Raw genomic sequence first — 15148 nt, 5'->3', positions numbered from 1 at the left:
GTGCACGTTGATTAAGTACGGTGGTGTGGGGCACGAAGTGCCCCACACCACCGTTGCTGTACTTAACGCACTTGCACATCGCTATATGGTGATTCTGTCCAAAAAAATGACTGCTTTCTCTAGGGTCGGTCTATGCTGTTTGAAATGATTCCAACTGTACTGAATTCCATTCGTGAGCGGCTTTGAAGGGCGGGACAAACTATGGTTCCGTATGGATCGACGCGGACAGACCAAGGGCAACTATTGACACAGGCGCAGCAGGGTAACCCTGAGGCGATCGCCTTCCTCCTCAATCGGGCCTTGAACCCTCGTGGGGTACGGGCACAGGTACAACCAGACACGGGAGACGGGCTAACCGTTTTGCTGGAGTCGGCTCAGGTGCCCTCCCAGCAGCAATGGGTGCCCTTTATCCAACAGGGGCTTTCGCAATTGCATATCCCCAATGTGCAGCGAGTGCGCTGTGTGGGAAGGCAGATCGGGCAGGCTGATTACGCCTGGCAGGAGGCGACCGCCCTCTATCGACCCAGTTCTCCCAGTCCACCTGCTGGGGGTAGTGGCTTTCCCCTGACCCAATTTGAAGTGGGCAGTGGCAGTGCGGTAGGCCAACAAATTGTCTATGGCGACAAGGCCCTGCAACTTACTCCCCACGGGGCTGTTGTTATGGCCAGTGCTTATCACCAGGCTCCGGCCATTCGTACCCGTCCTGTCCCGGAACCCGAAGCTTTTATTCGCCCTATGGCTGCTCCTATCGGCCGCCAGGAGGAATTGGAAGGGGCAATTGCCGCTCTGCAATCCCAACCCGTTGAATTTTATGGCGACTTGGGGGTTGGTAAGACGACGTTGGTGCGATCGCTCGTGTATCATCCGGCCGTCCGAACGGCCTGTCCCGATGGGATCCTCTACCACAATGTGCAGGATGAACCCCCGGATGACCTACTGAAATACCTGTTTGACACCTTCTTTGAATACGACGAGCCCATTCCCCACAAGCCAACCCCCGATCAGATCTACCAATCTTTCCGGGGGCGGCGGGCCTTAATTGCTCTGGATGATGTGCAGTTGAACTCGGTCCAGGTCGCTGCCCTGGCAAACCAGCTTCCCAGTCTACATTTACTGCTGGGCAGTCCCAACCATCATGGGTTGCCAGAGAGTTTTGCCATGCCTCTGGCAGGGCTGCCCATGCCCGAAGCGATCGCCTTTCTGGAAACCCAGTTGGGGCGTAGCCTGGGTCCCGAAAATCAAGTGGCTGCCGAAACCCTGTGTCGGGCGGTGATGGGCAATCCGTTGCGCCTGCGACAGGCAATCGCCCTCGTACGCAACCGCCACCTGACGCTGCCCGGACTGGCGCAGCATATGCAAAACCCAGCGGCTCTGGAGCTGCTGGTGCTCCGGGCCTGTGCCACCTTGCCAGAACCCGAGCGTCGTATTCTCGCGGCGCTTGGGGTGCTGGGAGCCGTGCCAGTTCGGAGCCACCATTTTGCTGGCATGACGGGTCTTCAGAGCCCTCAGGGAGCGCTGGATCATCTGGAACAGCGGGGTTTAGTCGTGTCGGATGGGCAGTCTTACACCCTGGCAGCTAATCTTCTGCCTTTGCTGCAGAAGCACTGGAACCTGGCCGGTTGGGTGCAGCCTGTCATTAACTATTTCTTACTATGGGCGCAAAAACATGCCCCTGTGACTGGAGCCCTAGCCCAGGAAAGCCACTTGTTGCTCTGGGTCATGGAGCGAGCAGCTCATCACCAGCAATGGAGTGAGGTACTGCGGTTAGCCCGGGCAATGGATGGTTCCTTTCTGGTATCGGGGTTGTGGGGGCGTTGGGAACAAATCTGGCGGTTTGGCTTGCAGGCGAGTGAAGCCCTGGGAGATCAGGAGGCGATCGCCCATGCTTACCATCAACTGGGCACCCGTGCCCTCTGTCTGGATGACCCCTTCACCGCCAATGCCTATCTGGCCCAGGCACGGGTGATGCGCGAAAGCTTCGGTCAACCTACTGCCGCCAATGCGAGTTACCACAATCTGCAATGGCTTTCGGCCGCTCCTGCGGGGCTCAATCCTGGGGTCGCAACGGAATTACAGGGGGCGATCACTCCGGATGCAACCGTCGCTTATCCTCCTGATAGCGCCGAAGCAGAGCGGAGCTTTACCCTCATGGCTCCTCCTGCCAAGGCTGAGCGCGAGGGGTTGCCGCCTGCTGCCCAGGTAGCGCTAATGGCCGCCGCCTTCTTGGGGGTCGGCAGCTTACTGGCGGTGTATATGTATCGTAATCAGCCCGGTCTGGCTGTGAACCCGACTCAGCTTACTTTTAGTGCTCAGCCGCAACATCGCACCAGCCAGCCCCAAACAGTACGGGTACAGAACACTGGGGACGACGTGTTGGAGATTACTCGGGTGAGCCTGGAGGGCAACCAGCCGACAGATTTCCAAATTGCATCCAATGCCTGTGAAGGGGTGCCCCTGGCCCCTGACCAATCTTGTGAGGTACAGATTACCTTCACGCCTCAGGGGGATGGAACCCGGTTGGCAGAATTAACCTTGAGCGATCGCAACCAGCGGATCGAACGTCGAGTTCAACTTAGCGGTACTAGCTCAGCCACGGCCCCGGGCAACCCTATTACCCTCAGCTTCCAACCGGGCAACCTCGATTTTGGCGACTACGCTGTCAACCAGGCCAGTGAATCCCGTCGTATCGTGCTGCGTAACGAGAGTGGGCAACCTATCACAATTCAGGGAATCAGCCCGGTTGGAGAGGCTCGTTTGGACTTTCCAACTACTCACGATTGTACGGGTGCGCCCCTGGTACCAGGGCAGAGCTGCTCCATCAATATGATCTTCCGGCCCAGTGTGGCCGGTCGTCGGGCTGCTAATCTGGCCGTCACCGATACCGCCAATAATTTATGGAATGTACCGCTCAGTGGTAACGGCGTCACGGATCAGCCCCAGGTGCCTGCCCTTAGTATTCGGCCGGGTACCCTAAACTTCGGGGAACAGCCTGTGCAAACCTCCAGTGCGGAGCAAGTTGTTACCCTCAGCAATAGTGGTACCCAGACCCTTAACATCTCTCAGATTGGGGTGGAAAGTGGTAACGCCTTTGCCATTCGTCGCAATACCTGTACCCGTACCCCATTAGAACCTGGTAACGACTGTACTGTTGGGGTTGTGTTCAGCCCTCAAGCGGGCAATGCCCAGAGCGGCCAGTTAACCGTTGCCAGCAATGATCCTCGAGGAAATGCTCGCATTTTCCTGACGGGTACGGGTACGGTGCCCAGTGCCGCTCAGCTCACAATTACTCCAATCAATCTCGATTTTGGTGCGATCGAGTTAGAAAGCTCCAGCCGTCCCCAAACGGTTACCTTGCGTAACACGGGCACGGCGGGACTGACGATTGGTCAAATTCGTGCCAGCGGTAACGGAGATTTTGTCAGCGATACTGATGGAGCGATTGGTCAGGTTTGTACTAACCGTGCCTTGCAGCCTGGGGAAGAATGCCGCTTTGGGGTCGTGTTTTTGCCTTATGTAGAGGGCGATCGCGTGGCTCAAATCACTATTCCCAGTGATGCACCTCAAGGGTCTGTAGCGGTTCAACTGCGCGGGCAGGGGCAGGTCCAGCGCTTCCCTACCCTATCCGTTAGCCCGGCCAGTCTCTCCTTTGGAGTCATTCCGGTCGGTAGCAGCAGCCCGCCTCAAACCATCACCCTGCTCAACAGTGGTGGGGTGCCCTTGAATATTGGCAATCTCGCCATTGGTGGAGCCAATGCTAATGACTTTATCCCGGCAAATACAGGCAGCTTTACCCAAATTGCCTGTTCAAATACGGTGCTTGAACCGGGGCAGCGGTGTCAGCTCCAGATCCTCTTTGGGCCGTTGGAAGCGGGCGATCGCCAGGGCCAACTAATTATCCCCAGCAATGATCCGAATGGCGAAATTCGGAGCAGCCTAACAGGCTCTGGCCAGGGAGAAGTTGCCCCTACCCCCTGATATAGCCTGACGTAAGTTGGTAAGGACAGGTTATTTTTGGAAACTATGCTGCGCGCCCTTCTTCAAGAATAATCTTCTGGTGCGTAGCGCTATGCATAACCTCCGTCAGGTTAGTTAGGACATCAGGAGCACTGTTGCCGCTTGCTCCTGATATCCTAACTAACTCGACACTAGCAATGAGTTCTGTAATGCGTGCTTGAAGAGGTGATTTTGCAGGCAGTACGCCTGAAATTAACGTCTCATACGAACTCTGCCTCGTATAGAAACGGTGTGTTTTTTGTTGGGATGCTTTCTACACGGCATCCCAACAAAAAACATACTGCTACTCTATAAGCGGATTCCGTATCCAACGACATTAGGTTAAGGAGAGGAGTTTTGCTCCTCCGACAAAACTTCCAGGAGTGCGGTCTCTAGATTGTCAATTTCGAAGGTTTCGTCGTTCTCCACCCGCATTTGCGAGAAAATGCGATATTGATCCAGCTCAGTAAGGTGAACAGATAGCTTTTCTTCAATGCGAGAATGCCCCTGCATACTGATGAGGTTAAATTCTATATTCTCGGCATAAATGGCCATGGTGATGTCAAAGATTTCGAAGAAGTGGATAACCCACTTACATTCCTCCTCAGAGTAATCTTTGTAATACTTCACCAGGTCAGCAATACGGGCTTCTAAATGGGTGCGAGCATAGCGGCAGACAATCACCAACTTAAGCAAAAGTACGACCAGAAGCAGCGGGTTGCCGTGCGAGAGAATCTGGATAAACAGCGCGGAGGGTTCCCGGTGGTTTTCTGTGGTCAGGTATTCGATGACTCGGTTGCAGGTTCGTAGTAATAGCGCATCATCAATATTTTTGTCGTGGTAATCCACATACAGCCCATTGAGGCGTTCAGAGAGCTGATCGGTCAGAGTTTTAACGAAGTCCTGGTTGTTAATGGAGAATAGAAGGTACTTTCGCAGGCTTCGCTTGAAATCGGAATAGCGAAGGTTTTGGGTTTGCCTGAGAAAAATATTAGCTAGATTGGTGTAGCTAAATTTGCCCTGCCGCGCCACAATCATCTTGACTAGCCGCAGTACATTGTCACCCAGAGTCGTAGGGTTTTTCAGATTGGTTTGTACTACCGTTGAATTGGCGGAATGGGCCGTATAAAACGCCAAATCAAATTTAAATTTTTCTTTGAGCTGCTTGGATAGAGCGCGGGCCGCGTGACGTTGTTCAGCCGAGTTTCTTAAATCAATATATTGAGGCACCAACAGGTAGGAGGTGTATCGTTCTGACCAGTGGGTAAAGGACTGGGTATCATACCGGGCAGCAAACAGCTTTAGTTGCTGAAAATCGTCGCTTTGAACGAAGTTTTGTAGCCAGACTCGCAGTCGCCGCAAGGTCGGCGACATTGAAGGTTTTTCAAGAATAGGGTCTTCAAAGATTTTGATTAATTGCTGGATATAGATATGGTTACGGCGCAGGTCCCAGTTGTTAATCAGGATATAACAGGATCGTTTGAGGGTGTTGCGAAACTCTTCCTCTTGATTTGCAAAAACAATTTCGTATAGCGAAGGTAAAGTATGGGAGCTAACGGTATTGACATGGTGGATAAATAGCCGCCGGAATTCTTCCAGTACCTCTTCTGGAGACCATTCTTTAACGATCTCAAGCAGGTAGTTGTAAATTGTTTCCTGGGCCCGTGGGATGTCCCGCTGGATGCGGCCTGGTTTGGCTGTAGACCCCGACAGATGACCCTCTTGCACTTTGTTTAAAACCATTACAACCCTTTTTGTTCGTTCTGGAGGAGAAGAACCCTGGCTTGAGTGAATGTATTAGTACCCGGCCCCTGACTAACGCCATTAACGGGAACCAGGAATAGCCTTTGATTAGATTGGCTCAATGGGAGAGTGCTCCCTTGTTCCCGCACTATCGAAAGCTATCCATTTGTTTGGCCTTTTCTGAGAAGGAATGCGATTACTTCTACACTGTCCCGAAGAATGATTTCTGAATACTGTTAGTTTCTCTTGAAATGGCTAAAAGCCTAACTAAAACGAACGCTCCTGTCGGTAGATGCACCCGGTGACATTTATACATCACCAGCCAGACTAGGAATTCCTAATTGACAAATAATAACAGGCTAAAAAAGATAAAGCCCCAGCAGGCTGAAGGCTTTTAAGATTCTCCCTGGTGAATGTATTGTACAAGAGACGCCCAGGTTACCGTTTCCGCTGGTTTGCGTAACTCATCAGGGAAATTTGGCAACCGATGGCTGATTTTTTCAAAGTGAAATGTGCTGATTACTACCTCAATTTAGATATCAAAATTGGGGGTAGATGAGCCCTATTAGAGCTTTTGTGCGGCATAGAGCAGATATTGCTAAATCCACTATGTCGATAAAAATTCGGATACGGACACTGGCTGATGTTTTTTATTGTACAGGTAGTCCTCGTAGTCGGGTAGCCAGTAGTGTACTTCCGCAAAGGATGGAGGAAAAAGGCTAGTTTTAGAAGTTGCGCTTCGCGCAACTTCTAAAACTAGCCTTTTTCCTCCATCTTTAAGAAATAGGAGTACCGGGTAGCCTACTGAATGGAGGTTCGTATCAGTTGGGGGGCAGCGATCGCCCCTTTCAACAGGCCTGCTCCCTGGCTGTGGGGACGGTAGACCCCAGCCCAATGGGCAAGGAGTTGGTCGCTTAGGGCTTGAAGCTCCTGAGGTTGAGCGAGATCCCAGGCCATAGTAGTTATCGAGCTTGGCCAGCCATGGGAGGGTAACTTGGCAGTGCCATTGAAGCTTCCGGCGATCGCCCCAACCATTAATCCTGTTACTCCGGCATGTTTATGCTCTGGCATCGAGAAGGCCAGCCTCATATCTTGAGGGCTACGGAGGAAGCTATAGATCGCCAGAAGCAAGGATAGGGGAAGTGTTTCGCTGGATAGTTCCAGATCAAGGTGTTGAAGGTGATGCTGGGCGATCGCCCAACTATAGCGCTCCTGATAGGCTATCTGAAGATGGTGTAACTGTTGAGCCGCAGGGCTGGTCGAAGGTAATTCTAGACTCTCAATCAGTTGCAGAGGTAGCCGCTCCAGCTCCAACTCTTCTACCAATGCCAAAGCCAGCACTTCTGCGAGAGTCATGGCTGCTAGGGTTGATCCTGGGGGCAGATTCCAGGCGTTCGCAGCGGCCTGAAGTGCCTGATGCAGTTGAGCTTCGCGATCGTGGTAGTACAACATCAAAGGAATGCTAACTACGGCTAGACGGGCACCTGGGTTAGAAGGTGAACCTGCTATAAGTGCAGGCCAGGGAATGGATTCACCGCCCTCTTCACCAACATGCCGTAGCAGAGCAACCATGCTCTTCCCGACCTCTAGCGGCTGTTCATCTGCTCTCTCTGCCATGGTGTGGCCTAACACCGCTCCCAACAGAGTGCCGCGAAAACGGGCCATCAATGAGTATTGCATTGTCGCCTCCACCAGATTGGCATGGGGAATGGCTCCATAGTAATCGGTAAGACGACGCTATAGCGGCCCTCGACTACAAGGAACATAAGGGATGGGTTTATAGGGATGCTTTGCGCTCCCACAAGACCACCCACAATTCACCAGCAGTTCTCGTTATGACCTTCAAAGCCAAGATTGCGCGCCCGTCGGGCGCGCAATCTTGGCTTTGAAGCCCGAAAACCGCTTGCCGAAGGCAAGCGGTTTTCGAGCCTAATTCCATACTGAGAATTGCTGACAATTCACCTAAGCTAACCTGCACTGGATTACGAACGATGCTCCATGTTGCTCATAATGTAGGACTACTGGAAGGGTTGTTTTTTCGTGCGCAAAGCGTAAGGAAAAACAACCCTTCCAGCCGCTTTAAAACATGCCCTAGTATTTTGCCTAAGGCGAATACATGCGTTTTAACTCAGTAATCTGGTCGGCGATGGATAACACTGATTCTGGCATGTTTGGACCCGTTAGCACGACCTCAACTTCTGGGGGACGGGTACGGAGGAATTCCAGCACTTCGGCTTCGGGGATAAGGCCAAAGTTAATAGCCAGGCTCAGTTCATCCAGGACAACCAGGCTATAACGGCCTTCTCGCACCATCCGGCGGGTGTGTTCCCAGAGATTCTGGAGGGCTTGCCGTTCAGTGTCCTCTAGTTCTGGCGTATCGATGTATCGAGGCAGATCACAGCGAAACCAGTCTAACCGTTGCCCCAAGCGTACAGGATGATCACTACCCTGCCGAATTCCACCCTTGAGAAATTGCACCACCAGCACTGAGTTACCCTGACCCGCAGTCCGGAGTGCCTGGGCAATGACATCGGTGTAAAAGCTGCGGTGGGGGCCGGTAAACACCCGCACCAACCCTTCAATCATGGGAAGAATAGGACGCTCTGCGCCAACGACGGAGGTTTCGAGTTGGAAGACCATAGCAAAATTATGACGACTGGGAGGACGAACGGGGCAGGGATGTAGCGAACTGAGCTGTAATACAAGTGTACCTCGACCCCCTCAATCCTGTAAGCATCAACTCACAAAATGTAGCGGTAGGCCAGGAATTTCCCTCCCATCAAACACTACATATAAAAATCCGTCAATAGAGACCAGCACTAAACTACCGAAATATAGAATTTGTTTCTCTCTGGTGATCATTCCCCCCTTAAATGTCAGAACCCTCTTCGCTGTTTATGGAAGCAGCAAAGAGGGTTTCGGTAGTTGGGCACAGCAGCAAATTTGGGTTCTGTTCTAGACATGTAAAGGGTTGTGATGGTGCTTAGCACCATCACAACCCTTTACGCATTTGAAAAATGGCCCAAATTTTTAGTCCACAGTGCGCGCTGCATATAGGGCTGCCCCAATTAGCCCTACACCCTGGTTGAGAACGACATGGACAGGTACTTTCTTGAGCAGGGCGCTCATACGACCTTTTTTGGAAAAGGCTGCCATGAAGCGTCCTGACTTTAACAGTGACAAGTTCTTGGCAGCAATTCCTCCGGCAATGTAAAGCCCGCCGTAGGGCAGCAGCTTGAGGGCCAGGTTGCCTGTTTCGGCACCGTAAGCATCAACGAATAGGTGCATGGCATCCTGGCAGAGCGGATCGTGGCCGCTTTGAGCTGCACGGGAGACTTCGGCAGAAAGGTCAATGGTTTTAGCGTCGTGGCCAATTTCATGTTCCCAGGCGCGGTAAATTTCGCTCATGGCAGGGGATTCTCGGTCAGGGGAGCGATCGCGCAAAAACTGATAAATAGCAGCAATGCCCATTCCTGATACGACCCGTTCTGCGGAGATGCGATCGACGTGGTAGCGATCGAGCAAATAACGTTGCAGTTGAAATTCTAGCTCTGAGCGAGGCGCAAAATCGGCATGGCCCCCTTCGCTTGGGTATGTCCGATAGCCATCCACATGGCGAATGAGAAATCCCTGTCCCAGGCCTGTTCCCGCACCAATGACACCAATCGGAGCGGCTGGATCAGGTTCCCCGACCTGTAGCGTGTAGATGTCTTCCGGCGCAAGGCCCAATACACCATAGCCTGTGGCGGCAAAATCATTAATCAAGCTGACTTGAGGGATAGTGAGCTCTTGGCTCAGGTCAGATGCTTGCAGAAACCAACCCAGGTTGGTGAGCTCGGAGGTGTTGTCCATGACAGGGCCAGCAATGCCGAAGCAAGCTCCCTGGGGCTGAACATGAGCGCCAAGCTCAGTCTGAGCAATCTGCAAAAATTCTTGTACCAGGGGAATTAGATCAGTGTACTCCCGGCTGGAAAAGGTCTTTTGAAGAAGGGGTGTGAGCGCTGGCAGCGCTTCGGGGGTTGTTCTGGGAGCGGTCGAAACAATGCTCAAAATGGTTTTTGTGCCGCCAATATCTCCGGCTAGAAGCGTTGCCATAGTCTTCAAATGCAGGGTTTACAAACGCTAAAGGGAACATCAGCAAAGGACAGATCGCCCCTGGTAAGCTGAGTGTATTTCTGGAACCTTGATCCTGCAAAGGCTCCAGAAATACACTCGGTTTACAGCCCGAAGGGACTTTATGGGCTCTGATATACCCATTTCTCCCCTTCAGCTTAAAGACTAATGGGTCGGGTTTGATAGGTGTTCTGAACAATTTCGCCTTAAAGGATGAATTTCCAGCCTATTTTTGTTCTGACAATCTCTCCTGCGGTGCTTATACACCTGGCACTTCAAGTACTGCAGGAGATACGAAGCACAGTCTATGAGCTGTAATAGTCTTCGGCTGAGACGTCCTATACGCCATACAACTGCCTGAAGCGTGTCCTACTTTATAAAATAGTGAGAACAGAATGGCATTGGACTGGCTTCTTAACTCAGCTTGCCTCCGTCATTTGTTTTGGAATGGATGGTCTTGGCTGTGAATAATGACTCGCCGAATGTGCCCTCCCGCCCTGAGCCCTACCCCAGAGTTTATCCCTGGGATACGGGTCCGTTCGTGGCTGAATTACAAGAACTACTGTCGGCTCACGGATATCCTCTCAAGAGTGATGGTGAGTATGGCTGGCGTACAGAAGCAGCGGTACGGGCATTTCAGCGGGAGCATCGGTTGCGGGTAGACGGCATGGTCGGCCCAGAAACTTGGGCGATGTTAACGACGGCGGTGAAGGCGGGCATTCGTACCCTACGGCAAGGACATCGAGGCCGCGATGTGCGTGACCTGCAGGGATTGTTGCAGGTGCATAATTTTATGGTGCATCGCAACGGCTTTTTTGATGATCAGACCCAGCAGGCTGTGAATACATTCAAAAAACGTCACAACCTGCGGACGGATGGTACCGTGTGCCCCGTTACCTGGACGCTGTTACGAGCAGGGAAGCCAAATCCTGCTGCTGTAAAAACCCACCCAGGATGGTTGCGATCGCTTCATAAATGGTGGTAAACCAAGCTGAAGTCCTTGATGTATCTGGCATAACATCACGAAACATTGCCACGCACTGCCGATTAATTCTGTGTCCTATAAAATGGCGCTGGCTGTGCGATCGCAGTTCCTATCAGGTCTGTAGCCTACCGACTGGATTGATTGGCCCTATTCCATCCTCGAAGGAGACGTTCATGATATTGCCTAATTGGCGAAAGCCCTTGGCGGCCCTTCTGCTGTCGCTGATTCTGTTGGTCTCAACGGGATGCGCCCAAACCGATAACTCGCCCTATGCAGATGCCCAGCGCGAGAGTACAGAGCGAGGAGCCACCCCAGCCGTATCTGCGGATGCTGAGAAGGGCGGTGAGTTTAACAAGTTCTTTCCCTCGTCTGGGCAAGGCTACAACGTCGTATTTTCTCAAGAGAAAAAAGGCTTTGCTGAAGCGAAGTTGAAGCAGGGCGGCACCGATGTCGCTATGCTTTCCATTTCTGATACCGTCAGCAGTCCGGCGGCCGCCGAAAAGTATAAGTCCAGTACTGAAAAGCTGGCTGGCTATCCTCTGTTGGAGATTGGTAATACTCAGACCGGTGTTTTGGTGGGCGATCGCTACCAGGTAAAAGTCATCTCCCGCGACTCGTCTTTCGCCCCTCAGGACCGCCGAGATTGGCTGCAAAAGTTTGACTTGCAGGGTCTTTCCAATTTGAAGTAGTGTCGGGCTGATAAATGGGGCGTTGGGCCAGCTCAAACCTTTAGTGGCTTCGCCAAGGTGCAAGCCTGCGTCTCCCTGCTGCCCTGGAGAAAGACAAAGAAACGGCTTGAAATAGCATTAGTCCTGTATATCTGCATAGGAGATTTGCAACCATGAGCAAAGCCATTTACCAGTATGTAGATGAGCTGCCAACAGGCGGTATCACGGTTATGGCGCTCAAGTCGTTAGATGCAATCGTGCCCGGCAAGTGGGAAAACCTGACGGGGTTTACGAACACCGTCAAGGCCGTGACGGGCGAGACTGATGCCGCCTTGATTCAGCAGATTGGCGATCGCGCTGTCCACCTTTACAACGATAAATCTCAGGGCTATCAGCGGGCGATGTGGCTCTACGAGACGGTAGACAGCGCCTCTGGTGCTTTGGGTGCCGCAGCTCTGGCCAATCAAGCCGGTGGCGGTATTCCCCTCTTTGGTGGTCTGGTCGAAAAGCTCACCCCCAAGCCCGAAAAGGCTCAGAGTCTTGATCTGAGTATCAAACTGGTGACGGAACTGGTGGCCTTCTGCCAGATCAACGGCATTCCCGGCGACAGTATTGGCGACTTCCTGGCAGCTCTGGGTGATTACAGCGGTGAGTCCCTCACCCGCATGGCGGCTCTGGTCTGCTTTGATGGCTTGATTCCCCTGGGTGCCCCGTTCATTGAAAAGGCCGCCACAGCTTTACAAGGCACCTCTCCTAAGGAACTGGAGCAGAATCAGACCTACAAAGGCGTCAACGAGCTTATTCCCGGCAACAATTCCGAAAGCAAACTGAATTTTATCGGGCAAAGCTTTGACTCGGTTAAAGGCTGGATGAGCGGTTTCGTTACCAACAACGGCCTGACTCAGGAAAAAGTGCTGGACAACCTGATCCGGGTCGTCGACATCTCCAAAGATAAGCTGAACTATGTAGGGGCTTTTCTGGATATTACGGTCAAGTATTACTCCCACACAGGTACACAAACCCTGGCCCGTCGCTTAATTGAGCGGGCAGTGGCGGAGATTTAAGTTCAAGACAAGTTGTTTTTTCGTGCGCGCAGCGCACGAAAAAACAACCACTCCAGCGATTAAAACGCGCCTTAGCTCTCTGCTTTCTTCAATGTCTGCTTAGCCTTTTGCCAGAGTTCCTCTAGTTGGTCAAGGCTGTAATCTGACAAGGAGCGATCGGCAACAGACTCCATCAACGTGAGCCGCTGGATGAAACGCTGGTTGGTGGATTGCAGTGCTTCGTCGGGGTCGAGGCCATGCCAGCGTGCCAAATTGACGATAGTAAACAATAGATCGCCCAGTTCTTCTTGCTGACGGGCAGGAGATTCGTGAGCGATCGCCTCCTTAAACTCCCCCAACTCTTCCTGAAATTTTTCCCACACCCCATCCACTGTCTCCCACTCGAAACCGGCGGCAGCGGCCTTCTTGGAGATTTTGAGACTGGCCGTGAGGGGAGGAAGCGATCGCGCATATCGGCTCAGGCGAGGAGCCAGCTTGTCGGTTCCATGGCTCTCCTGGTCTTCCTGGGCTTTAATTTGCTCCCAGTTTTGATGCACCTCATCCATGTGGGCGACGGTCACATCGCCAAACACATGAGGATGGCGGCGAATCAGTTTTTGGGTGATGGTATCGGCAACTGTAGCCAGATCAAATTGCTGGCTTTCACTGGCGATCTGCGCCTGAAGCACCACTTGCAGCAGCAGGTCGCCCAGTTCGTCAGCGATCGCCTCCGGGTTCTCCTGCCGAATCGCATCTACCACTTCGTAGGCTTCTTCAATGACGTAAGGAATGAGGGTTTGGGGGGTTTGCGCCAGGTCCCATGGGCACCCTCCATCGGGCGATCGCAACTGGGCCACAACCGCAATCAACTGTTGCAGCGCTGCCAACACGGGAGGCAATTCCGCCTCAACTGTATCTGAGTAAGCCATAGGAGCGATCGTTGTAGAACAGTATTAATTTAACTTGAGTTCGGGTTAAGGGCTTTTTTGAGGGACGCGCTTTGTGCGCCCTCCCAAAAAGCTCATTTTGGCGTGCGCAGAGTACAACTCTAAAACGGGCACTTGAACTTATCCCCGATGGAGGTCGATTTAGTATTTGTTGAATAGAAGGCAGAGGGCAAAAAAGGTAGAGAGTGGGAGAAAAACTATAGAGCAAAGGACAGATGGAGTGGGCAAAGGTTTGTCAGTAAGATGCAAGCATTGTCTTGGGCGTTCGAGCGCTTACAAGGGTTTGTCTTTCCCGGTTCTGTTTTTCTTCTGCCCTCTGCCTCAGCTGAAACTTCTGAGTCTAAAAGATCGTCGGTACTGTCTTAGGGGCGTGGTTGGTTGCTGTGGGAGGGGAGCAAAATGCCCCTTCCACAACAACCAACCACACATTTGAAGCACAACCTAATCGTCTATACGTCGCGGCTGGCCTGAAATACTGGGGAGAAAAAACGCATGAAGTGGTGGAATTTGGTGTTAGGAGCTCTGGTGGGTTCGGCAGGTTTACTAGGTGGGCGGGCGATCGCGGCTGAAGAGATCGTCCTGACCTATGGCTCATTTCAGCGTTCGGTGGGTGTGGAAGAATTGACAGCTTTGGTACAGCTGGGTGAGGTGACAAACCAACTCGATTCCTATTTTGACCGCGCGGAAGTATCTCCTGAAAGAGTACGGCAACTGTTGACGGAGGAAATTCCAATGCAGGGTGTTGCTGCTGATCGGATACTGAACAATCCTCTGGGCGATGCATTGTTGGATCGCGTGAGTGAGGTTATTTATCCAGAACCGCGCTCTGCCGGACGGGGCGCTATGCGAGCTGCGATCGTCCTATCTTCCGTCGATAATGACAAACTTTCGCTGCTCGAAATTCTGCAGAACTATCCCACGTCTCAAGTGTATGTAGATGTTGAAAGGCTGGCCGATGCTTACAGCGATATTCAAGGCGCTAGCCAAACCGTCCAAGATGTTTTAAATATTTTGGGCCGATTGGAAGGGCTGGCCCGTTAGATATAACCCTGTATAATAGAAAATTATTTAGGGATATCAACGAACGCCAAAAGAGGAATGTGCTGTCGCGATCCGTCAGCACATTCCTCTGAGTGTCAGGTATAAAGATTAAGCCAATTAGTAAGCTAGCGTTTCTAGGGTTTCGCGCAGGTAACGACGCACGCGTTGATCCATGGAAAGCGCTTCAATAGATGCGTCACTGTTACGCTCCTGCTCCCAGGTTTGGAACCCGGAACTAGCAGCGATCGCTTGCTTTAGATTGTGCCAAATGTTGGAGTCGTTCACAGAAGAGTTTTGAGGAGTGATGGAAGGAATCATAGAACCTCTTTAGCTGCGTGTGGACAAACCAGTCAAACCAGAAAGCCCTTCTTCCTTAAGATATCGTAACTGTCTCTTAAGTCTGTGCCAAGAAACACCATCTCGCAATCCCCCGACAAGATGAGTTCTCCCAAGAAGCTGTTGCGATCGCTGAAAAAGCGTTATATATCGCACTTTTTTGTGGATAAAGCTTATGAAAAATAACTGTACAGCTTTTTTCTATGATTTGTGAAATATTTTTTGAGACGGGAGCGGACGTATACCCAGACATAGGCAAAAGGCAGGTGCAAAGCACCT

General features: G+C 52.0%; 11 protein-coding genes. 5 read left to right on the top strand and 6 right to left on the bottom strand.

The genetic code is table 11. From position 1 onward, the window contains the following. Positions 1–201 precede the first annotated feature (201 nt). Positions 202–3975, top strand: a complete 3774-nt coding sequence (locus H6F91_RS18340) for a choice-of-anchor D domain-containing protein (RefSeq protein WP_190773323.1) — start codon at positions 202–204, stop codon at positions 3973–3975. A gap of 360 nt (positions 3976–4335) precedes the next feature. On the opposite strand, the gene H6F91_RS18335 is transcribed toward H6F91_RS18340, so the two are convergent. The 4 genes from H6F91_RS18335 to H6F91_RS18320 form a co-directional block, all read right to left on the bottom strand. Continuing rightward, a complete protein-coding gene (locus H6F91_RS18335) occupies positions 4336–5736 on the bottom strand; it encodes a hypothetical protein (RefSeq protein ID WP_190773324.1) in 1401 nt (466 codons plus the stop codon). 801 nt (positions 5737–6537) lie between these two features. After that, positions 6538–7416: an ADP-ribosylglycohydrolase family protein gene (locus H6F91_RS18330; RefSeq protein WP_190773325.1), complete on the bottom strand. Its 879-nt coding sequence runs from the start codon at positions 7414–7416 to the stop codon at positions 6538–6540. 423 nt (positions 7417–7839) lie between these two features. Further along, a complete protein-coding gene (locus H6F91_RS18325) occupies positions 7840–8376 on the bottom strand; it encodes a P-loop NTPase family protein (protein ID WP_190773326.1) in 537 nt (178 codons plus the stop codon). Between the two features lie 390 nt (positions 8377–8766). Beyond that, a complete protein-coding gene (locus tag H6F91_RS18320) occupies positions 8767–9831 on the bottom strand; it encodes a glucokinase (protein ID WP_190773327.1) in 1065 nt (354 codons plus the stop codon). Positions 9832–10312: 481 nt separating this feature from the next. On the opposite strand from H6F91_RS18320, the gene H6F91_RS18315 reads away from it, so the two are divergent. The 3 genes from H6F91_RS18315 (at position 10313) to H6F91_RS18305 (ending at position 12566) form a co-directional block, all read left to right on the top strand. Further along, the gene (locus H6F91_RS18315) at positions 10313–10834 is read left to right on the top strand and encodes a peptidoglycan-binding protein (RefSeq protein ID WP_347280059.1); all 522 of its coding nucleotides are present in this window, start codon (positions 10313–10315) and stop codon (positions 10832–10834) included. Then, the gene (locus tag H6F91_RS18310) at positions 10825–11523 is read left to right on the top strand and encodes a hypothetical protein (protein WP_242035862.1); all 699 of its coding nucleotides are present in this window, start codon (positions 10825–10827) and stop codon (positions 11521–11523) included. Before H6F91_RS18315 ends, H6F91_RS18310 begins: the two co-directional genes overlap by 10 nt. A gap of 152 nt (positions 11524–11675) precedes the next feature. After that, on the top strand, positions 11676–12566 hold the full coding sequence (locus tag H6F91_RS18305) for a hypothetical protein (protein WP_190773329.1): 891 nt from the start codon (positions 11676–11678) through the stop codon (positions 12564–12566). Between the two features lie 71 nt (positions 12567–12637). Here the strand turns inward: H6F91_RS18305 and mazG are convergent, their stop codons facing one another. Beyond that, the gene (mazG, locus tag H6F91_RS18300; protein WP_190773330.1) at positions 12638–13474 is read right to left on the bottom strand and encodes a nucleoside triphosphate pyrophosphohydrolase; all 837 of its coding nucleotides are present in this window, start codon (positions 13472–13474) and stop codon (positions 12638–12640) included. A gap of 510 nt (positions 13475–13984) precedes the next feature. Between mazG and H6F91_RS18295 the strand changes: the two genes are divergently transcribed. Next, complete coding sequence (locus tag H6F91_RS18295) at positions 13985–14533, top strand: alpha/beta hydrolase (RefSeq protein ID WP_190773331.1); 549 nt, start codon at positions 13985–13987, stop codon at positions 14531–14533. Between the two features lie 117 nt (positions 14534–14650). On the opposite strand, the gene H6F91_RS18290 is transcribed toward H6F91_RS18295, so the two are convergent. Further along, positions 14651–14851 carry a hypothetical protein gene (locus H6F91_RS18290; RefSeq protein ID WP_190773332.1) on the bottom strand — a complete coding sequence of 67 codons (201 nt, stop codon included), beginning with the start codon at positions 14849–14851 and terminating at the stop codon, positions 14651–14653. Between the last annotated feature and the right edge of the window lie 297 nt (positions 14852–15148).

It is taken from the genome of Leptolyngbya sp. FACHB-8 (genome assembly GCF_014695575.1).
Lineage (GTDB): Bacteria > Cyanobacteriota > Cyanobacteriia > Elainellales > Elainellaceae > Vacuolonema.
This window is presented reverse-complemented; position numbering and strand designations above follow the sequence as displayed.

Coding starts and splice junctions, on each gene's coding strand:
- H6F91_RS18340 (WP_190773323.1), top strand. CDS start 202: ATGGTTCCGTATGGATCGACGCGGACAGACCAAGGGCAACTATTGACA.
- H6F91_RS18335 (WP_190773324.1), bottom strand. CDS start 5,736: ATGGTTTTAAACAAAGTGCAAGAGGGTCATCTGTCGGGGTCTACAGCC.
- H6F91_RS18330 (WP_190773325.1), bottom strand. CDS start 7,416: ATGCAATACTCATTGATGGCCCGTTTTCGCGGCACTCTGTTGGGAGCG.
- H6F91_RS18325 (WP_190773326.1), bottom strand. CDS start 8,376: ATGGTCTTCCAACTCGAAACCTCCGTCGTTGGCGCAGAGCGTCCTATT.
- H6F91_RS18320 (WP_190773327.1), bottom strand. CDS start 9,831: ATGGCAACGCTTCTAGCCGGAGATATTGGCGGCACAAAAACCATTTTG.
- H6F91_RS18310 (WP_242035862.1), top strand. CDS start 10,825: ATGGTGGTAAACCAAGCTGAAGTCCTTGATGTATCTGGCATAACATCA.
- H6F91_RS18305 (WP_190773329.1), top strand. CDS start 11,676: ATGAGCAAAGCCATTTACCAGTATGTAGATGAGCTGCCAACAGGCGGT.
- mazG (WP_190773330.1), bottom strand. CDS start 13,474: ATGGCTTACTCAGATACAGTTGAGGCGGAATTGCCTCCCGTGTTGGCA.
- H6F91_RS18295 (WP_190773331.1), top strand. CDS start 13,985: ATGAAGTGGTGGAATTTGGTGTTAGGAGCTCTGGTGGGTTCGGCAGGT.
- H6F91_RS18290 (WP_190773332.1), bottom strand. CDS start 14,851: ATGATTCCTTCCATCACTCCTCAAAACTCTTCTGTGAACGACTCCAAC.